Source organism: Micromonospora sp. NPDC005194 (assembly GCF_040608335.1).
Lineage (GTDB): Bacteria > Actinomycetota > Actinomycetes > Mycobacteriales > Micromonosporaceae > Micromonospora.
This window is the reverse complement of sequence record NZ_JBEXIA010000029.1, coordinates 71,434-89,274: the sequence shown is the minus strand read 5'-3', so window position 1 is coordinate 89,274 and position 17,841 is coordinate 71,434. Positions and strand designations below refer to the sequence as shown.

The 17,841-nt window shown below is 73.0% G+C and carries 16 protein-coding genes and 1 riboswitch; of the genes, 10 read left to right on the top strand and 6 right to left on the bottom strand.

All coding sequences use genetic code 11. The annotated features are described in order from the left end of the window. The first annotated feature begins 138 nt into the window (after positions 1–138). The gene (locus tag ABZU53_RS23075; RefSeq protein ID WP_355067369.1) at positions 139–1,872 is read left to right on the top strand and encodes a hypothetical protein; all 1,734 of its coding nucleotides are present in this window, start codon (positions 139–141) and stop codon (positions 1,870–1,872) included. A gap of 110 nt (positions 1,873–1,982) precedes the next feature. Here ABZU53_RS23075 and ABZU53_RS23070 read toward each other — a convergent pair whose 3' ends face one another. Then, positions 1,983–2,492: a GNAT family N-acetyltransferase gene (locus ABZU53_RS23070; RefSeq protein WP_355067367.1), complete on the bottom strand. Its 510-nt coding sequence runs from the start codon at positions 2,490–2,492 to the stop codon at positions 1,983–1,985. A 99-nt stretch (positions 2,493–2,591) separates the two neighbouring features. Here ABZU53_RS23070 and ABZU53_RS23065 point away from each other — a divergent pair, with 99 nt between their 5' ends. From ABZU53_RS23065 to ABZU53_RS23050, 4 genes are read left to right on the top strand one after another with little or no spacing between them, the layout of a single operon-like run. After that, a complete protein-coding gene (locus ABZU53_RS23065) occupies positions 2,592–2,843 on the top strand; it encodes an acyl carrier protein (protein ID WP_354855107.1) in 252 nt (83 codons plus the stop codon). Then, on the top strand, positions 2,840–4,135 hold the full coding sequence (locus tag ABZU53_RS23060; protein WP_355067365.1) for an AMP-binding protein: 1,296 nt from the start codon (positions 2,840–2,842) through the stop codon (positions 4,133–4,135). Before ABZU53_RS23065 ends, ABZU53_RS23060 begins: the two co-directional genes overlap by 4 nt. Beyond that, a complete protein-coding gene (locus ABZU53_RS23055) occupies positions 4,128–4,883 on the top strand; it encodes an SDR family NAD(P)-dependent oxidoreductase (protein ID WP_354855109.1) in 756 nt (251 codons plus the stop codon). The genes ABZU53_RS23060 and ABZU53_RS23055 overlap by 8 nt, the downstream gene beginning before the upstream one ends. Beyond that, positions 4,867–5,373, top strand: coding sequence for a hypothetical protein (locus ABZU53_RS23050; RefSeq protein ID WP_355067363.1), 507 nt, complete (start codon positions 4,867–4,869; stop codon positions 5,371–5,373). Before ABZU53_RS23055 ends, ABZU53_RS23050 begins: the two co-directional genes overlap by 17 nt. A 513-nt stretch (positions 5,374–5,886) precedes the next feature. Here ABZU53_RS23050 and pseI read toward each other — a convergent pair. Both pseI and ABZU53_RS23040 read right to left on the bottom strand, forming a co-directional pair. Beyond that, on the bottom strand, positions 5,887–6,939 hold the full coding sequence (pseI, locus tag ABZU53_RS23045) for a pseudaminic acid synthase (RefSeq protein WP_355067361.1): 1,053 nt from the start codon (positions 6,937–6,939) through the stop codon (positions 5,887–5,889). 133 nt (positions 6,940–7,072) lie between these two features. Next, positions 7,073–8,257: a glycosyltransferase gene (locus ABZU53_RS23040; protein WP_354855112.1), complete on the bottom strand. Its 1,185-nt coding sequence runs from the start codon at positions 8,255–8,257 to the stop codon at positions 7,073–7,075. Positions 8,258–8,504: 247 nt separating this feature from the next. Here ABZU53_RS23040 and ABZU53_RS23035 point away from each other — a divergent pair, with 247 nt between their 5' ends. The 5 genes from ABZU53_RS23035 to ABZU53_RS23015 all read left to right on the top strand — a co-directional run bounded on the left by ABZU53_RS23035 (position 8,505) and on the right by ABZU53_RS23015 (position 13,665). Next, the gene (locus tag ABZU53_RS23035; RefSeq protein WP_355067359.1) at positions 8,505–9,698 is read left to right on the top strand and encodes an acyltransferase; all 1,194 of its coding nucleotides are present in this window, start codon (positions 8,505–8,507) and stop codon (positions 9,696–9,698) included. Between the two features lie 92 nt (positions 9,699–9,790). Next, positions 9,791–10,303, top strand: coding sequence for a hypothetical protein (locus ABZU53_RS23030; RefSeq protein ID WP_355067357.1), 513 nt, complete (start codon positions 9,791–9,793; stop codon positions 10,301–10,303). Positions 10,304–10,521: 218 nt separating this feature from the next. Next, positions 10,522–11,292, top strand: coding sequence for a hypothetical protein (locus tag ABZU53_RS23025; protein ID WP_355067355.1), 771 nt, complete (start codon positions 10,522–10,524; stop codon positions 11,290–11,292). 285 nt (positions 11,293–11,577) lie between these two features. Then, positions 11,578–11,718, top strand: a riboswitch (cyclic di-AMP (ydaO/yuaA leader). Between the two features lie 232 nt (positions 11,719–11,950). Further along, entirely contained in the window at positions 11,951–12,793 is an 843-nt protein-coding gene (locus ABZU53_RS23020) for a C39 family peptidase (RefSeq protein WP_354855116.1), read from the top strand. Between the two features lie 125 nt (positions 12,794–12,918). Further along, positions 12,919–13,665 (top strand): alpha/beta hydrolase, encoded by a 747-nt coding sequence (locus ABZU53_RS23015; RefSeq protein ID WP_355067354.1) that lies wholly within the window; start codon positions 12,919–12,921, stop codon positions 13,663–13,665. A gap of 4 nt (positions 13,666–13,669) precedes the next feature. Here the strand turns inward: ABZU53_RS23015 and ABZU53_RS23010 are convergent, their stop codons facing one another. The 3 genes from ABZU53_RS23010 to ABZU53_RS23000 form a co-directional block, all read right to left on the bottom strand. Further along, positions 13,670–15,340: a CDP-glycerol glycerophosphotransferase family protein gene (locus ABZU53_RS23010; RefSeq protein ID WP_355067352.1), complete on the bottom strand. Its 1,671-nt coding sequence runs from the start codon at positions 15,338–15,340 to the stop codon at positions 13,670–13,672. Positions 15,341–15,379: 39 nt separating this feature from the next. Further along, the gene (locus ABZU53_RS23005) at positions 15,380–16,885 is read right to left on the bottom strand and encodes a bifunctional cytidylyltransferase/SDR family oxidoreductase (protein ID WP_355067351.1); all 1,506 of its coding nucleotides are present in this window, start codon (positions 16,883–16,885) and stop codon (positions 15,380–15,382) included. 144 nt (positions 16,886–17,029) lie between these two features. Further along, positions 17,030–17,839: an ABC transporter ATP-binding protein gene (locus ABZU53_RS23000; protein ID WP_354862102.1), complete on the bottom strand. Its 810-nt coding sequence runs from the start codon at positions 17,837–17,839 to the stop codon at positions 17,030–17,032. Between the last annotated feature and the right edge of the window lie 2 nt (positions 17,840–17,841).

Sequence of the window (17,841 nt, the reverse complement as noted above, 5' to 3'; positions counted from 1 at the left end):
CGGCGTGGTTTCCCCGGTCTCCCCCCCCACCCCCCCCGCGGTGTGGGCGCTGGGCTACCCCCCCCCTGACCCGCGGGCGTTCGCGTCCCCCGGGGGGCCCCCCCCCCCCCCCCACGGCCGGCAGTTCAGGAGGCGTTGATGACATCCGGCAGCGACGTGATGGAACGGCCCGCGGTCCCGACCGGGACACCGCCCGCGACACCCGCGCGCCGGTGGCTGATGCCGCTGCTGCTGTTCGTCGGCTGGGTGCTCAGCGTCGCCTGGCGGATGTGGCTGTCGCGGCACATCGCACTGCCGATCGCCCACACCGACGAGGACAGCTATCTGAACACCGCCCGCGCCCTCGCTGGTGGACCGGGCGGGTTCAGCAGCGAGAACGACCTGCTCCGCCGCGTCGGCTACCCGATGCTGATCTCGCCCGCGTTCCTCGGCGACCGGGACTTCACCGACAGCTACCGGCTGGTCCAGCTGATCAACGCGATGGTCAACTCGGCGCTGCTGCCACTGGCGTACCTGCTCGGCCGGCGGGTGCTCCGACTGCCCCGCGCGTCCGCGCTGCTCGCGGCGGTGGTGGCGGCCACGCTGCCGGCCACCGCCTTCTACGCCGGCCTCGCCATGATCGATACGGTGATGGCGCCGCTGGTGGTCGCCTGGCTGCTCGCCGTACACCGTTGGATCGAGCGTCCCGGCCCGCTCGCCGCGGCCACCGTCGGCCTGCTGGTGGGCGCGTTCCACCTGCTGCACTCGCGCGGCCTGGTGATCGTGGCGGTGCACGCCGGGCTGGTCCTGCTGCTGTTCGTCCGCCGCCGGATCACCGCCGTCGCGGTGCTCGCGGCGCTGCTGCCGGTGTTGGCCATGGCGCTGGTCAACGAGGCCGGCATCCACGTCCTCGGCGACAAGGTCTACCTGTTGGGCAGCACCCCGGGCGGTGGCACGGTCGCCGCGGTCGCCTCGGGGCAGGGGGTGGTCCGCGTCGCGGCGGCCGTCACCACCCAGCTCTGGTACCTCGTGGTGATCACGTTCGGCCTGGCCGGGGTCGCCTGGGCCGCCGCCGTCCGGGAACTGTGGCGCCCGCGCCACGGCGACGCCATCCGCTGGGCGATGGGTGTGGCGGTGGTGGTCACTGTCGGGGTGGCCGGCGGCGCGTCGGTGATCCTCGCCGGGATCACCGGCAAGCCGCTGGACGCGATCTACGGCCGCTACGTGCAGATGCTGGCCCCGTTCTGGCTCCTGGTCGGGCTCGGCGTGCTGCTCACCGCGGAGCGTCGGGTGGTGCTGCGCCGGGCGGCGGTCGCGGTGGGCCTGTTGGTCGCCGGTGGCGCGTTGGTCGCCGTCCGCCTCGCGTACGTGGCCAGCCGGGGGCACTCGCTGCGCTACGGCGGCTTCGGGGCACCGGACCTGATGGCGTTGACCGGCGGCTGGCGGGAGATGCGCCCGGTGGTCGGGTCGCTGCTCGGCATCGGCGCGTGCGTGCTGCTCGTGGCCGCGGTCCGGGTGCCCCGGCTGCGGTTGCCGGTGCTCGGCGCCCTGGTCGTGGTCAACCTCGTCACCATGCAGGTGATCGACCAGCGGCTGGTGCGGCCGATGGCGGCGAGCACCGCGCCGACCCCCCGGGTCGCCGACGTCGGGGTACGCCCCGGCGAGCGCGTCTGGGCCTCCACCGGCGTGCACTACATCCTGCGGTTCAATCTCAGCCACCAGGTGACCTGGACCGATGTGCGGTGGTTCCGCGAGCAGCCGCCCGCGGCCGCGCAGGTGGTGTTCACCCGCTGGGCGCCCGGCCAACCGGACGACTGGGACGGCGCGAAGTACGGCTTCGTCCGGCTCGGCGGCAACGCGCAGCAGCACTGGGCGGCCTGGCGCCGAATCTGACCCGTGGACCCCTTCCGCCCCGGTGGACATCGTGTTTCGTGAACGGCGGATGTCCACCGGGCGGACGGGCGGTTAATAGTGTCGGGCCGGTCCGGAAATTGCGCCGACAATCAGCGCTGGCGGCGGTCCTCCCGCGCCAACGAAATCGGGATGACGGTGATTTCCCGACCGTCGGACAGTTCCTGTCGCGGTGTGCCCTCGGCGAATCGGAAACGCCGGTTCATCTGCCGCACCACGGTGTTGTGTTCCAGCACCTCCCCGTCGAGCCGCGCCAGGTGCAGCCCGTCGAAGGCGTACTCCACTGCCTCGGACATGACCCCGAGCCAAGCCGGCAGCGTCTCGCCCCGCTCGGCCAGCCCGTCAGCGTCCAGATAGAAGCCCCACGCGCCGGTACGAGGGCCATCCAGCCGCAGGTCGAAGAAGGTGACCACGCCGCAGGGCCTGTCGTCGCGGACGTACACCAGCACCCGCCGCGTCGGGTCGTCGCGCACCGCCGACCACCACCGGGCGTGCTCCTCGGCGGTGATTTCGTGGCTGGTCTTGCTGACCTGACGGTTGGTTTCCTGATTACGCCAGGACAACATCAGATGAACGTCGTCCGCCGTCGCTTCGCGCAGCACGTGCTCTCGCTTTCCTGTCTGTTCACGTCCGGTCGGAGCACCTTACCCGGGCCTACCGGGAAAGCAGTTATCCATTCGCTAGGTTGTAGACTCCGGCGCATGAACGAATTGAGTCGCGCGCAGATCCGCGACCTCATGGCTCAAGTGCTGAAGAACCAGGACAAGGAGCTGCCCGCCGACGACGCGGCGCAGCTGCGGGACATCGGATTCCGGTCACTGGACTTCTCCGAGCTGGCCCTGCGGGTGGAGGACGAGACGGGGGAGGAGCTCAACTTCGACGCCCCTGGCCTGCGCCGCATCGCCACCGTCGGCGACGTCCTCGACTTCCTCGTCGAGCTCCAGCAGCAGTGACCGTCGCGACACCCCGTCCGGCCGCCGCGGGCTCAGAGCCGGCCGGCGTCGACAACCGGCTCGTCGTCGGCGGCGCCCCGCTGACCTGGCGGACGTTGCCGACGCCGACGCTGCCCGACCCCGCCGCGGTGCTGGCGCACTCCGCCGGGCACGCGCTCGCCGCCGCGCGGCAGCACGCCGTGCACGGCACCGAGCTGCTGCTCAGCACCGCGAGTCGGGTCGACGCGACGATGCGCGCCGAGCTGCTGGACGCCGGGTTCACCGTCGCCGTCCTCGACGACGACGGCGCGCATCCGAGCATGCCGATCCACCCTCGGGCCGCCGAGCCCGGCCGGCTGTGGCTGCTCACCTCCGGGTCGACGGGCCGCCCCAAGCGGGTCGGCCACACCCTCGACACGCTGACCACCGTGCGGGCCGACCAGCCCGACCGGACCTGGCTGTGCCCCTACGCCCCCGGCACGTACGCCTGGTGGCAGGTGGTGACCCTGTCGCTGACCCAGCCCGGTCAGCACCTGGTGGTGGTCGAGCCGGACGAGCTGGACGACTGGCCGGCGGTCGCGGCCGCGCACGGGGTCGACGCCGCGTCCGGCACGCCGACCTTCTGGCGGCGCACCCTCTACCGGGACGCCGCCGCGCTGGCCCGGGTGCCGCTGCGCCAGCTCACCCTGGGCGGGGAGCCGGTGGACCAGGCGATCCTGGACCAGCTGCGGGACGTCTTTCCCGCCGCCCGGATCTCCTGGATCTACGCGTCCTCCGAGGTCGGAGCGTCCATCGTGGTGCACGACGGGCGGGCCGGGTTCCCGGTCGAGTGGCTGGATCGGGAAACCCCGGGCCGACCCACCCTCTCCGTCCACGACGACGAGCTGGTCGTCACCTCGCCGTACCACGGGGCCGGGTTGGCCGGCCCGGTCCGCACCGGGGACCGGGTGCAGGTGGTCGACGGGCGGGTGCTGATCACCGGCCGACTGGACTCCGACGAGATCAACGTCGGCGGCAGCAAGGTCTCCGCTGGCGTGGTCCGCGGCGTGCTGACCGGGCATCCGAACGTGGCCTGGGCCCGGGTCACCGGCCGCCGGGCCCCCGTGCTCGGGCGGATGGTGGTCGCCGACGTGGTCCTCACCCCGTCCGTCGCCGACGGCCTCGCCAACCCGGCCGACCCTTCCGTCAGCGTGCCGGACGAGGCGGCGCTGGTCCGCTGGTGTGCCGACCGGCTGCCCGAGCACGCGGTACCCCGCAGGATCCGCGTGCTGTCCGAGATTCCCGTCAAGGAGACCCTGAAGAGCGATGTCTGACCCCGCCGACACCCAGCTCGTTCCCCCCAGCTCAGTGGTCCTCGTCTCCGGCGGTTCCCGAGGGCTGGGCCTGGCCATCGTCACCGACCTGCTCGACGCGGGCGTACGGGTGGCCGCGTTCGCCCGTACCGTCACCCCGGAGCTGGAGAAGCTCGCCGCCGAGCACCCCGACCGGGTGCACGTCGGCTCGGTCGACGTCACCGACCTGCGTGCCGCCCAGGGCTTCGTCCGCGAGGTGGAGCAGCGTCTCGGCCCGATCGACGGCATCGTCAACAACGCCGCCGTCGGGCAGGACTCCCTGCACGTGCACACCGCCACCGACGACATCGCCCGGATCATCGAGACCAACCTGACCGCGCCCCTGCAACTGACCCGGTTGGTGATCCGCCGGATGCTCGGCAAGGGCCTGCGGGGGCGGATCGTCAACATCACCTCGATCTGCGCGCAGCGCGGCTTTCCGGGCCTGGTCGCGTACTCGGCCACCAAGGGCGGCATGGACGCCGCCACCCGCTCGCTCGCCCGGGAGCTCGGTGGCCGGATGCTGGTCAACGCGGTCGCGCCCGGCTTCTTCGCCTCGGAGATGTCCGCCGTGCTCGGCCCGACGCAGCTCGACCAGATCGTGCGCCGCACCCCGTCCGGCCACCTGACCGAGCCGGTGGAGGTCGTACCGGTGGTGCGGATGCTGCTGCGTGAGCACACCAACATCAACGGCCAGGTCATCGTGGTAGACGGTGCCGCCTCCATCTGACCTGCGGCCGGTACTGCCGCCGGCGCCCGGCCCGGTCGACGCTGGCCCGGCCGCGCCGCCGCCGTCGTCCGGGACGGCACGCCCGGTGCCGGGACTGCTCGCCAGCGCCGAACGGCATCTACGGATCGGTACGGCCGCCGAGCTGGCCGACGCGACGACCCGCAGTCACCTCGACGACGGACGCTGCGTCGGCTGGTACGGCCCGCTGGTGCCGGGCTGGCGCGCGGCCATCGACGCGGAGCGCGCCGACGCCCCGGTGCCCCCGGCACTGGCCCGGCGCTTCGGCGCGGGTGACTTCTGGGCCCGGTGGACCCGGGCCGAGTGCTGCTGCAAGTTGGCCGACGTGCCGATCGCGACCTGGTGGCGCCGGCACGGCCTGGGCACTCCGGTGGACGGCACCATCCTCTGGCGCACCCTGCGCGTCGCCGACCTGGTGGTCACCGTCGGCTTCGCCCCCCGCCAGTCCGCCGGACCAACCGACCGCGACTGACGCTCGGAACGCCGCAGCTGTCGGCCTGTGTCGGTGGCGTCGCGGCTGTTGGTGTTTTGCCGGTGGCGTCGCAGGTGTCGGCGTGCGTCGGTGGCGTCGCGGCCGTTTGGTGTTGTGCCGGTGCTGCCGCGCGGCTGTCGGTGTGCGGCGGTGCTGCCGCAGGTGTCGGTGGTGCCTGTCGAGCTGCCCCGAATATGGGGCAGTACCGGGAGCACACGCCATGCCCCACCTTTGGGGCAGCTCGACAGGACGCAAACAGGGTCGTGCCCGGCGGATCGTGGCCGCTCGCCATGTGTGGCGCAGCCCGGCGCCGGCCGGCCTGGCCCAACCCCGCCGGCATCAGCCCAGGCCCGCGGCTGTCAGCCCAGGCCCCGCCGCTGTCAGCCCAACCCCGCCGCTGTCAGCCCAGCTTCGCCGGCATCAGCCCAGCAAGCCAGCTCAGTCCTGCCAGCCCGGCTCGACCGGAGCCAGCTCAGCCCAGCCACACGGTTGAGCTGAGCCGGGCCGGGCCGGTCAGATCAGGTCCCAGCTGAGCGGGGTACCGCGCGGAACGTCGGTGGCGAAGGTGCGGCCCAGCACCCGGTCGATCTCCACCGGAGCCAGCCCACCGGCCGGCCGGATCGACCGGACGTTCCGTGCGGTCACCGGGTCGCCGGCCCGGACGTCCTCGACCACGAACAGCGAACGGCGGAACCGCAGCCCCTCCCGCTCCGCAGGGGTCGGGCCGATCGCGGTGCCACCCAGTGCCGCGTACGCGTGGCCCGACTCGGCGACCAGCGCCGTCAGCTCCGCCGGGTTCAGCGAGAAGTCCGAGTCGACGCCGCCGTCGGCCCGGTCCAGGGTCACGTGCTTCTCGATGAAGCAGGCGCCCAGCGCCACCGAGGCGACCGCCACGCCGATCCCGGGCGTGTGGTCGGAGAGCCCGACCGGGACGTCGAACGCACCGGCCAGCACCGGCAGGCGGCGCAGGTTGCTGTCGGCGGGCGGCGCCGGGTAGGACGCGGTGCAGGCCAGCAGGACGATGCCCGCCGCGCCACCGTCGCGGGCGGTCCGCACGGCGGCGTCGATCTCGGCCACCGTCGCCATCCCGGTCGAGATCACCATCGGCTTGCCGGTGCTGGCCACCAGCCGGATCAGCGGCAGGTCCACCAGCTCCGACGAAGCGATCTTGTACGCCGGCGCGTCCAACGACTCCAGCAGCTCCACGGCGGTCGCGTCGAACGGTGACGAGAAGACCGTCAGCCCCCGCTCGCGGGCCCGGGCGAAGATCGGGGCGTGCCACTCGTACGGAGTGTGCGCCCGCTCGTAGAGGCGGTACAGGTTCTCCCCGCCCCACAGCTCGTGGCCGCTGGAGATGCGGAACGCCGGGGTGTCGACGTCGATCGTGATCGTGTCCGGCAGGTACGTCTGGAGCTTGAGCGCGTGCGCCCCGCTCTCGGCCACCGCGTCGACGATGGCCAGCGCCCGGTCCAGGTCGCCGTTGTGGTTACCGGACATCTCGGCGACCACGAAGGGTCGCTCCCCGGCACCGACCGCGTGCGGTCCGATCTTGATTGTCGCCGTCATTCCGACCTCTGCTCAGGTACGCCCGCACCGGGGTGCGGTGGTGCTGTCGTCGTCCACCCGACGGGCGGACGACCTGGAAAACTCCGGCGCCGGGAGCCGACGTGGCTCCCGGCGTGCGGTGCGGTGCGACGGGTCACGACAGGCGGCCGCCGGCCAGCGCGTCCGACCGGTCCGGGGTGACCTCGGCGGCCGTGTGCCCGGCGTCCGACGTGCTCGCGGGCGCCGCCGGTCGGGAAGGGTCGTCGTCGGCCGGCGGCGACCCGGTGCTCGCGTCGGCGCCACCGGCCGGGCCGGGCCGGCGCAACCGACCCGCGACCCGGTGCGCCTGCCGCAGCGCCGAGTACGCCAGCCAGTCACCGCGCCCCACCAGGCGGTGCTTGAGCCCGGTCACGCCCGAGGGCATCGGGTAGCCGCCGGTGGGCAGGTAGCGGCGGTAGTGCTCGGCGACCCGGTGGAAGAAGGCCCGCCGCAGGTGCGGGTGCAGCCGGTCGTCGTTGCCGACCACCACCAGGTAGTGGTTGATCATCAGCTGGAACAGCTCGGCCTGCAGGCCCTCGTCCGGGTACCGGCGGTTGACCCAGTCCATCAGCCGCTCGTACTGGCTGAACGCGTCGAAGTGCCGGCCGCTGCGGGTGGAGGTGATCGCGCCCTGGCGGCCCTGCCGGTACAGGTAGCAGACCCGGTCCAGCACGGAGATCTTCTCCGCGCCGATCAGCAGGGGGTGGCTGAACGGGATGTCCTCGTACCAGCCGGGGAAGAAGCGCAGCTCCAGCTCGTCGAGGAAGGCTCGGCGTACCACCTTGTTCCACGCGGTGTGCTGCACCCGCAGCAGCTGCGGCTGGTCGGCCAGGCGGGCCACGCCCGGTACCCCGCGCAGCAGGTGGCTGCTCGCGTCGACCTCCCGCCGGCCGTCCTCGTGCACCCGCAGGTGGTCCAGCATCAGCACGTCGGGCTGGTGCTCGCGCAGCCGGTCCAGCACCGCGCCGATCGTGCCCGGCGGCAGCCAGTCGTCGCTGTCGACGAACCAGACGTACCGGCCGGTGGCCACGTCGAGGCCCGCGTTGCGGGCCAGGCCCAGACCCACGTTCTTGCTCAGGTGTACGACGCGCACGCCGTCGCGGCCGGCGACGTAGGACCGCAGCATCGCACCGCAGCCGTCCGGGGAGGCGTCGTCGACGGCGATCAGCTCGACCGCGTCCGACTCACCCGCTGGGATGTCCGCCCGGATCGACTCGAGGCACTGGTACAGGTACGCCTCGACGCCGTAGACGGGCACGACGATGCTCAGCAGCGGCGCGTGCGTCGGCTCATTGACCACGTCGCCACCTTTGACGACGCGGGTGGCCAGCCCCGGAACCGCACGTGGCGAAGGAAGGTGGAATCCCTGAACACCCGCGAAGCGGAAGGTTAACAACGGCGGCCCGGTTCACCCGGGAGTGACCCGGTAGGGTGCCTCGGTGCGGTCCTGTCGGGCCGTCGCGGGCGTCGCCGTCGCGCCGTCCGACGCCGCGCGCCGAGGAGGAGACGTACGTGCTGGTGACCCTGCGAAGCGTCGGGACCCCGGCATGACGAGCACCACCGACGCGCCGGCCGCGCCGCCCGCGCCCGCTGTGGCCCGGCTGCCCTCACTGACCGGGTTGCGGTGGATCGCCGCGTTGCTCGTCTTCGGCTTTCACGCCGGGACGATGCGGATCATCGCCGAGCCGGACTACAAGGCGGTGGTCGACGCGCTGTTCACCCTCGGCCTGTCCGGGGTGCAGTTCTTCTTCATACTCAGCGGCTTCGTGCTGGTCTGGTCGGCCCGCCCGGGCGACTCCCGGGCAGCCTTCTGGCGGCGGCGGGTCGCGAAGATCTATCCGAACCACCTGGTGCTGTGGGCGGCCGCGCTGCTGGTCGCCTGGTGGTTCGCCGACCCCGTCCTGCCGGCGGCCGCCCTGGAGAACGTGCTGCTGTTGCAGGCCTGGGACCCCCGGCCGGGCTGGTTCTACAGCATCAACACGGTGAGTTGGTCGCTGTCCTGCGAGTTCTTCTTCTACCTGTGCCTGCCGCTGGCGCTGCCCCTGCTGCGCCGCGCCCGGCCGTCGGTGCTCTGGACGCTGATCATCGCGCTGCCGCTGCTGATCCTCGCGCTCTGGCCGGCGCAGCACCTGGTGCCCGAGGTCAGCCGCTGGTGGTTCACCCAGGTCTTCCCGCCGGTGCGGTCGCTGGAGTTCTGGCTGGGCGCGGTGGCGGCGGAACTGATGCTGCGCGGCCTCTGGCGCGGGCCGCGGCTGACGGCGGCCACCGCGATCTTCGTGGTCACTTGGGTGACCGCCGCGCAGTGGATCCCCGCCCAGTGGTGGACCACGCTGCTCGCCATCGCGTACCTGCTGGTGATCACCGCTGCCGCCGACGCGGACGTGCGGGGGCGGCGCTCGCCGTGGCGCTCCCGCCCGCTGGTCTGGCTCGGCGAGGTCTCCTTCGCCTTCTACCTGGTGCACGTGCTGGTCATGACGAGCGTGCTGCGGCTCAGCGGCGACTGGGGGACCGGCTTCCGGGGCTGGCGCGGCCCTGCGGTGGTGCTCGGGTTCCTGCTGGTGAATCTGGTGCTCGCCGGGCTGCTGCACCGCTACGTCGAGACCCCGATGATGCGCCGGCTCGCGCCGCGCCGTCCGAAGCGGCCGTCGGCCGTCCCTCCACAGCGCACCGGCGACACCGACGACCGGGCCCCCGGCGCCGGCCGGACCGACGAACAATCGACGTACGCCGACTCGCGCTGACCCATTCGCCCAGGCCGGACGCGGTCGGCGCGGCGTGAGCCGACACGCCCGGCGTCGATGCGCACGGCCGCCGTCGGCGGTAGCGTGGGGACGTGCTTCCGGTCGCGCTCACCTGTCCCCTGTGGTGGGTGGCGCGCTGGGCGACACGGGTGCTGACCAGCCTCGCCGTCATCGCCGCCCTCGCGCTCGGCGCGACCACGGCCCTTCCGGGGTCGCCAACGCCAGCCGCCGCGGCGACGTCCGCCGTCGAGCCGCCCGCGTCGCCCGACCGACCCGCCGCCGTGACCAGCACCGGGCCCGCGACGTCCATCGTCGACGACGACCAGACCGCCGCCCGCGACAGCGCCACCCGCGACAGCGCCGCCCAGGAGCGGGCAGCCCGCGACAGCGCCGCCGTTGACGAGTCCGCCGCCGTTGACGAGTCCGCCGCGGCGTGGTCCGCCGACCCGCAGCCCGCGCTGCACGGCACTTCGCGCACCCTGGTCGCCACGTCGACCGGTGTGACGCCGGCGCGGGCGGTCTCCGAGCGGTCACCCCGCGCCAACAATCCGGCCGCCCGCGCTCCCCGGGCCCCACCGGAGCACCGAATCACTGCGGGTCGCTGACCGCGCACCGGCTCCTGACCCGCACCGGGCCACTGACCTCCGCGCCGGCCACTGACCACCGCACCGGCTGCTGAGCCGCCCCGCCGCAGCGCCGAGGCCCCGATCGAGCGTCCCGCCACCGCACCTGTCGACACACCAGTCCGTACCAGCCGACCCGCGGGTCACCGACCCTCGTGCGGCTTCCCCGTCGCAACGCGCATTCTCCCGAGGTGCCGACCATGGAGACCGTCGTCTTCTACCAGTTCCTGACCGAGGTGCCCCAGGCCGCCGCCATCTGGTCGGCCCTGTTCCTGCTGGCGCTGACCGTTCTCGCCGTGCTGGTCGCCCGCCCGGAGCCGGACTCGACCGCCTCCGAGCCGATGCCGCCGCCGCCCACCGCCCAGGAGGTGGCCGCCGCCGAACTCGCCGACCTGCGCCGCTACGCCGAAGAGGTGGCCGTGGCCGCGGCCCGCGCGGCGCAGACGGCCCGGCGACGACGCGCTGACTGGCTGATCACTCAGGAAGAGGCGCAGGCCGCCTGGTCCCGGTACGACGAGGCGGACACCGCAGCCCGTCGGGTCGCCACCGCCGGGGCGCTGCCGACCCCACGTACCCCGCACACCCCGGCCGAGTACGCGGCCCGGGAGCGCTACCTGCACCGTGCCGCGATGGCGGCGCACTGGCGCGGCGAGTTGACCATGACTCAGCTCGGTGACGTGTTCGGGCACCGGCGCGGCTGGGATCCCCGCCGGCACCCGGTCGAGCAGGAGGTGCTGCTCACCCGGGCGATCCGTGACGCGAGGCTGGCCGACCACCGGGCCGCCGACGAGCGGGAGCGGTCGGCCTGGCGGGACGCGGAGCTGGCCGCCGAGTCGGCACGCACGCTCGCCGAGGAGGCGTACGCGGCGGCGGTCCGGTTGTGGCCGAACCCGCTGCCGTCGCGCCGTACGACGACCCGGGCGTCGCGTTCGGCGGTCGTGACACGCTGGCGTCCGGCCCGGGTCGGTTGAGCCCGATCTGTTATGTGAGGCCCGTCACGGACGATGGAAATCGGGCGACCGGCACCATCGGCGGCCAATGTTCGCGCGATTGTGGCGGCGTTGCCGGCAGCCTGTCCGGTTGTCGCCCGTCGGCGCCTCCGGAACCGGTTGTCCCATCGAGTCACGTCAGCGGCAATACGCGCAGAAATTGGTGCGCCAAACGATGTTTACGCAGGTGGGCGTGGCTTGGCAGGGTCCGCACCGGCCAGTACTGTCGTGCTGTCCGGTGCGGTAACCGATCGCAGGAGGCGACGCCGTGCCGACCCGCTCAATCGTGATCTACGAACCGGGGACCCACAGTAAGTCCGGGGTGAATCCGCGAGCCACGGCCCGCGGTAGGGCGATCTTCCCGCCCGAATCCGTCAGCTAACCCGGTAGGCGGTGACGGAAGGAGTTCCATCCTCGTGCAGCACCTTTCCACCCCTCGGTTGTTCCCCCGCCTCCACGGCGTCGCGGCGCCCCCGCTCATCCGCCTTGTGACGGTGAGCTGACCCCCCGGGTCGCCGCCTTTCCCGCCCGGCCGCGCCGGGCGTTCCCCTGAGCGGTTCACCATCCGCGGACCACGGTTCGCGCGCTGGCGCCTGCCCGGATACCGGCCGAGCCCGGTGTGCCGCTCACCCCCCGAACCGTGGAGGACCCCGTGAAGCACACCCTGCAGCGTCAGCTCCGTCGCCTCGCGACCGAGCGCCCGTACCAGATCGTCGCCGCCTCCGCCGCGGCCCTCGCGATCGCCACCACGACCGGCGCCCTGCTTGCGGGCGCCGACGGCGCCCCGGCCAGCGAGCACACCGCGACCACAGTCGCCGAGATGCGCAGCGACACCATCGCGTCTCGCGACCAGGCGCGCGTCGCGTCCCCCTCGGCCGCGCCGAGCACTGCGGCCCCGGCCACCAGCGCCGCGTCGCCCGCCGCGAAGGCCACGAGCAACCCGGACCTCACCCGTAAGCCGACGCCGCCGAAGCCGCCCGCGACCAAGGTGCTCGACTACGACTACGAGGCGCAGAACACGTACTACAACTGCGGCCCGGCGGCCACCCGCAACGCCCTCAGCGCCACCGGCATCGACCGTACGCAGGAGGAGCTCGGCGCCGAGCTGGGCACCACCGAGATGGGCACCAACTCGGCCGAGGACACCACCCGGGTGCTCAACGCCGAGGTGAAGGGTTCCCCGTACCAGACCCGGATGTTCGCGGGCACGCCCAGCCCGGCGCAGATGGACCGCCTCCAGGCCGACGTCGTCAAGGCCATCACCGACGGCCGGGGCGTGGTGGCCAACGTCGTCGGCGACGCCACCGACACCAATGGCGGCTGGCACTCCTACGGCGGTGGGCACTACATCGCCGTCGTGGGCTACAAGGACAACGGCCGGACCGTGCGGATCGCCGACTCGGCGAACGCGGCCGACCCGGCGTACTGGATCACCACGATCGACCTGGCCAACTGGATCGCCACCCGGGGCTACTCCGCCTGACCCAGGCGCTGACGCCCACGACGCCGCGGGCGCCGTCCCCCACGAGGGGCCGGCGCCCGCGGCGTCTCGCGTCGATGCCGATGACGGCTCTCGTACCGGGCCACGAACCGTGGGAGACTGCGGCCGTGGTGGACGAATCGGTTGGTCACGCCGGTCGCGGGCCGGTCCTGCTGCTGCTGCACGGCATGGGAGCGACGGGCGACGTGTGGCTGCCCTGGGCGCCACTGCTGGAGCAGCACTGGCCAGGGCGGTGGTTGGCGCCGGATCTCGCCGGCCACGGCTGGTCGGCCCCGCTGTCGTCGTACTCCTTCGAGGGTCTGGCCCAGCGGATCGCACAGGGCCTGGCCTTCGACGACCGCATCGTGGTGCTCGGCCACTCGCTGGGTGGGGTGGTCGGCCTGGCGCTGGCGGCCCGCGCCGCCGGCCTGCCGGTGGACGCGGTGGTCGGGTTGGGCATCAAGGCGGTCTGGTCACCCGCCGAGCTGGCCCGGGCCGCGGAGCTCGCCGCCCGCCCGCTCGGTTGGTTCGCCAGCCGCACCGAGGCCGCCCGCCGCTACCTGCGGGTCGCCGGCCTCACCGGTCTGGTCTCTCCGGACCATCCGATGGTGGACGCCGGCCTGCGCCAGGTCGACGGCCGGTGGCGGCTCGCGATGGACACGAGCGCGTTCGCCGTCGGCCAGCCCGACCTGACCGCGCTGCTGGCGGCGACCGACGTGCCGGTGGTGCTGGCACGCGGCGAGCACGACCCGATGGTCACCGACGCGCAGCTCAAGGAGTACGGCGTGCCGGTCGCCACGCTGCCCGGTCTCGGCCACAACGCGCACCTGGAGGACCCGGCCGCCGTGCTGGCGCTGCTGGACGCCTACCGCTGAGCTGCTAGACCGGTGCTGACGTGGCCAGGTTCTCCGCCGGCGCCAGCTCGCGGCGCGCGGCCGTCAGGAAAGCCTCGGCGTACGACTCGGCGGGGAAGTCACCCAGGTAGCGGCGGCGGGTGGCCCAGCGCTCCTCGGCCAGCGGGTCGGTGTCCAGCAGCGCGGTGAGCACGGCGTCCACATTCGACATGTCGCGCCGCAGCACGTAACCCGACCCGGCCAACGGGAAACGGTCGGTGAACCGGTCGCCCTCGTCGCCCATGTCGGTCACGGCGTACGGCTTGCCGGAGTAGAGGTAGTCCGAGATCACGCCGGACACGTCGGAGACCAGCGCGTCCGAGCGGTTGACGCACTCGGTCAGGCTCAGCTCGCGGGCCGCCGCGCCGAAGACGTGCTGACGGCCGCTGCGGGCTCGGTCGGCGGCCAGCAGCTCCGTCAGCCGGCCCAACTGGCGTGCCGACGCCGGGTTCTGCGCCGTGTACGGGTGGGCCCGCAGGATCACCGTGGCACCGCGCTCCAGCAGCCGTCGCAGCAGCTCCTCGGCCACCGGCAGCGAGCAGTAGTCGGCGTCGGCGTGGTGCCCGGTCCAGGTCGGGGTGTAGAGCACCGTCGGGCTCGCGAGGCCGCGCGCCGGCTCCCGGCGTACGTCGATCGACTCGACCTGCGGGCGGCCCACCACCACGAACTTGTCCGCCGGGATCCGCACCCCGGCACGGGCGTACCGGTCGATCGCCGCCGGACCGGCCACGAAGATCCGGTCGAAGATCCCCGAGACCGGGTTGGCGCTCGGCGCCTTGTCGCTGTCGCCGTGGTGCAGCTGGATGTGGGTGAGCTGGGTGAACCGGACGCAGTGGCTGTTCTTCGCCCCGTGGTTGACGTAGAACGCCACCCGCAGGCTCGGCACCAGCGCCTCGTCGATCGCCCGCAGGGTGGGGCAGTAGACCACCGGCGCGTCGGTGGCCGCGGCGATGGGCGCCAGGAACTCCGGCTCGCGCACCAGGACCAGGAACGGCCTGCCGATCCGCTCCAGGTACGGCAGCCACATGGTGACCTGGTATTCCGAGCCGGGCGGCGCGGAGAAGTAGAGCAGGAACTCCGGCTGGTGCCGGCGCAGCGCGCGGGCCACCGGCCCACCGCCGCCGGTGGGCCGGAACCGCCGCCGGGCCAGGTCCAGCGCGACCGCCCCGGCGCCGGCGCCCACCAGCAGGCTGACGACGAGCGCCACGGCGGCGGGCAGGGTCAGCGCGGCGGCGAGGGCCACTGCCGCGAGCAGCCCCAACAGGGCGACGCCGAGCCGGTCGGCGATCAGCGGGGTCCAGGCCCGTACCGGCAGGTTGGCCGCCCGGACCTCCAGGTTGCCGGCGGTCCGCAGCGGCCCCACCAGGAGCACCAGCCCCAGCAGGACCAGCGCCGCGGCGGCCAGCGCCGGGTCGAACCCGTCGTCGAGTCGCCGGGTGTAGCCGACCAGGACCGCCGCGGCGATCAGCGCCGTCTCGGCGACCAGGTCAGCGCCGGGCCGGATCCGCTGCTCGGCGGCCGCCGCGGCCAGCGCCGCGACGGCCAGCGCCAGCCCCCACCCGGTGGCGCCGGTCAGCGCCACCACGACGAACGCCAGCACCGCCAGACCGACGCTCAGGCACCGGGCAAGCAGCTTTCGGACCAGGTCACCACGCATGTCGTTCCGTTCGCCGCCGTCGGAGTTCCGTCGCCCGCGTCAGCTCGCGGAGGTCACGGCCGCCGCCGCCTCGGCCCGCGCAGACTGGGCCGGCACCGACGGACCGTCACCGGGCGCCCGGCGTACGTCGATGACCTGACCGGTCAGGTCGGAGATCAGCACGTCCAGCGACGACTGGGCGACGGCCTCCGCGGCGAGCAGGGTGTGCTCCGGCTCCTCGCCGAACGCCCGGGTCCGCATCGGGGTGGCCGTCCGCTCCGGGTTGATGCAGTTGACGCGGACGCCCACGTCGGCCCACTCGTCGGCGAGCGCCTGGGTCAGGTTGACCAGGGCGGCCTTGGTGGCCGAGTAGAGCGCGTAGCGGGCCCGACCCCGGGTGTACGAGCTGGAGGTGTAGAGCAGCAGCTGGCCCTTGGTCTGCTGGAGGTACGGCAGGGCCTGCCGGGCGATGGTCACCGGACCGACGAAGTTGACCTGCAACACCCGGTCCATCGTCTCCTCGTCCATCTCGGCCAGGGCGCCCTTCTCCAGGATCCCGGCGGTGACGACCACGTGGTCGATCCGGCCGGTGGCCTCGAAGGCGGTCGTCAGCGCGGCCTCGACGTCCTCGGCGCGCTCCACGTGGGTGCCAGTGGTGGAGCGGCTGAACGGGAAGACCTGCGCGCCGTAGCGCCGGGCCAGCTCGGTCAGCTCGTGGCCGATGCCGTAGCTGCCGCCGAACACCACGATGGTGCGGCCGGTCAGCTCCTCGCTGTAGCTGCGGTGGTCGGTCAGCCGGGGCGCCTGCGCCGCGGCGAGCTGGAAGAGCTTGTCCGCCAGGTGCACGTCGACCGGGTGGGTGACCTTGATGTTCTCGTCCGAGCCGTCGATCACCTTGATCGGGGTGCCCGGCAGGTAGCGCAGGACCACGCCGCAGTCGTCGGTGGCCGCGAAGTCGGGGTCACCCTCGGCGATCCGGTACGCCTCGCGGATGGTGGGGGAGCGGAACGCCTGCGGGGTCTGTCCCCGGCGCAGCCGGGAGCGCACCGGGATGTCGGTGATGCAGTCGTTCTCGTCCACCTGGATGATCGTGTCGGCGGAGGGGATGGCGACGTCGACGGCGTCGTAGGTCCACAGCGCGTTCACGCACTCGCGGACGATCCGGCCGCTGAGCAGCGGGCGAACCGCGTCGTGGAAGAGGATGTTGCAGTCGGCCGGGCCGACCGCGTCCAGCGCGATCCGGGTGGTCGCGTTGCGGGTGTCGCCACCCTCGATCACCTTCGTGACCTTGCGCAGGCCGGCCTTCTCGACGATCTGCCGGGCGTCCTCGACGTGGCCGGTGGCCATCAGCACGATGATCTCGTCGATCTCCGGAGCGGCCTCGAAGACGGCCAGGGTGTGCTCGATGATCGGCTTACCGGCGATCTTCAGCAGCTGCTTGGGGATGCCGAGGCCCAGCCGGGTCCCGGTGCCGCCGGCCAGCACCACGGCCACTGTCCGCGAGGGCCGCCACGGTGCGGGGGTCTCCGTTGCGGCGTCCGGGCCAGTGGTCTGGTCCTGCGTCATTGCCGGATCCTCACTCTCAGAATTGCGTTAACGGAAGGTTCCGCCCGAGCGGCGACGGAATGAACCTTAACGCGCGGACCGCGCCGCCCCAATGCGGGCGACGCGGTCCTGGTGCCGTGTCGATGCCGGAGGTTGGCCGGCACTCTACTTGCTGTTCGCGTACGCCTCGTATGCGCGGATGACCTCGTCGGTGGGGCCGTCCATCCGGAGAACGCCCGATTCCAGCCAGATCGTCCGTTCGCAGGTGTCACGCACGGACGAGAGTTGGTGGCTGACCAGGAACACCGTGCCGGCGCCCTCGCGCAGCTCGCGTACCCGCTGCTCGCTGCGCTTGCGGAAGCCCTTGTCGCCGGTGGCGAGCGCCTCGTCGATGAGCAGCACGTCGTGCCTCTTGGCGGCGGCGATGGAGAACCGCAGGCGGGCCGCCATCCCGGAGGAGTACGTGCGCATCGGCAGGCTGGCGAAGTCGCCCCGCTCGTTGATCCCGGAGAAGTCGATGATGCCCGCGGCCTGCTTGGCCACCTCGTCGGGGTGCATGCCCATCGCCAGGCAGCCCAGGACGACGTTGCGCTCGCCGGACAGGTCGTTGAGCAGCGCGGCGTTCACGCCGAGCAGCGACGGCTGCCCCTGGGTGTGGATCGCGCCCCGGTTGACCGGCAGCAGGCCGGCGATGGCCCGCAGGATGGTGGACTTGCCGGAGCCGTTGCTGCCGATCAGCCCGATCGCCTCGCCCCGGTACGCGGTGAACGAGACGCCCTTGACCGCGTGCACCTCCCGGACGTTCGGCGCGTTGGTGCGCTTGACCAGCCGGCGCAGCGCGGCCACCGGAGTGGTGCCACCGGTGGCACCCTGGTGGACCCGGTAGATGATGTGTGCGTCGTCCACCACCACGGTGGGGATCCGCTCCTGCGCCAGCACGGGCAGGGACACGGTCGCCTCGTCGGCGGCCCGCAGGG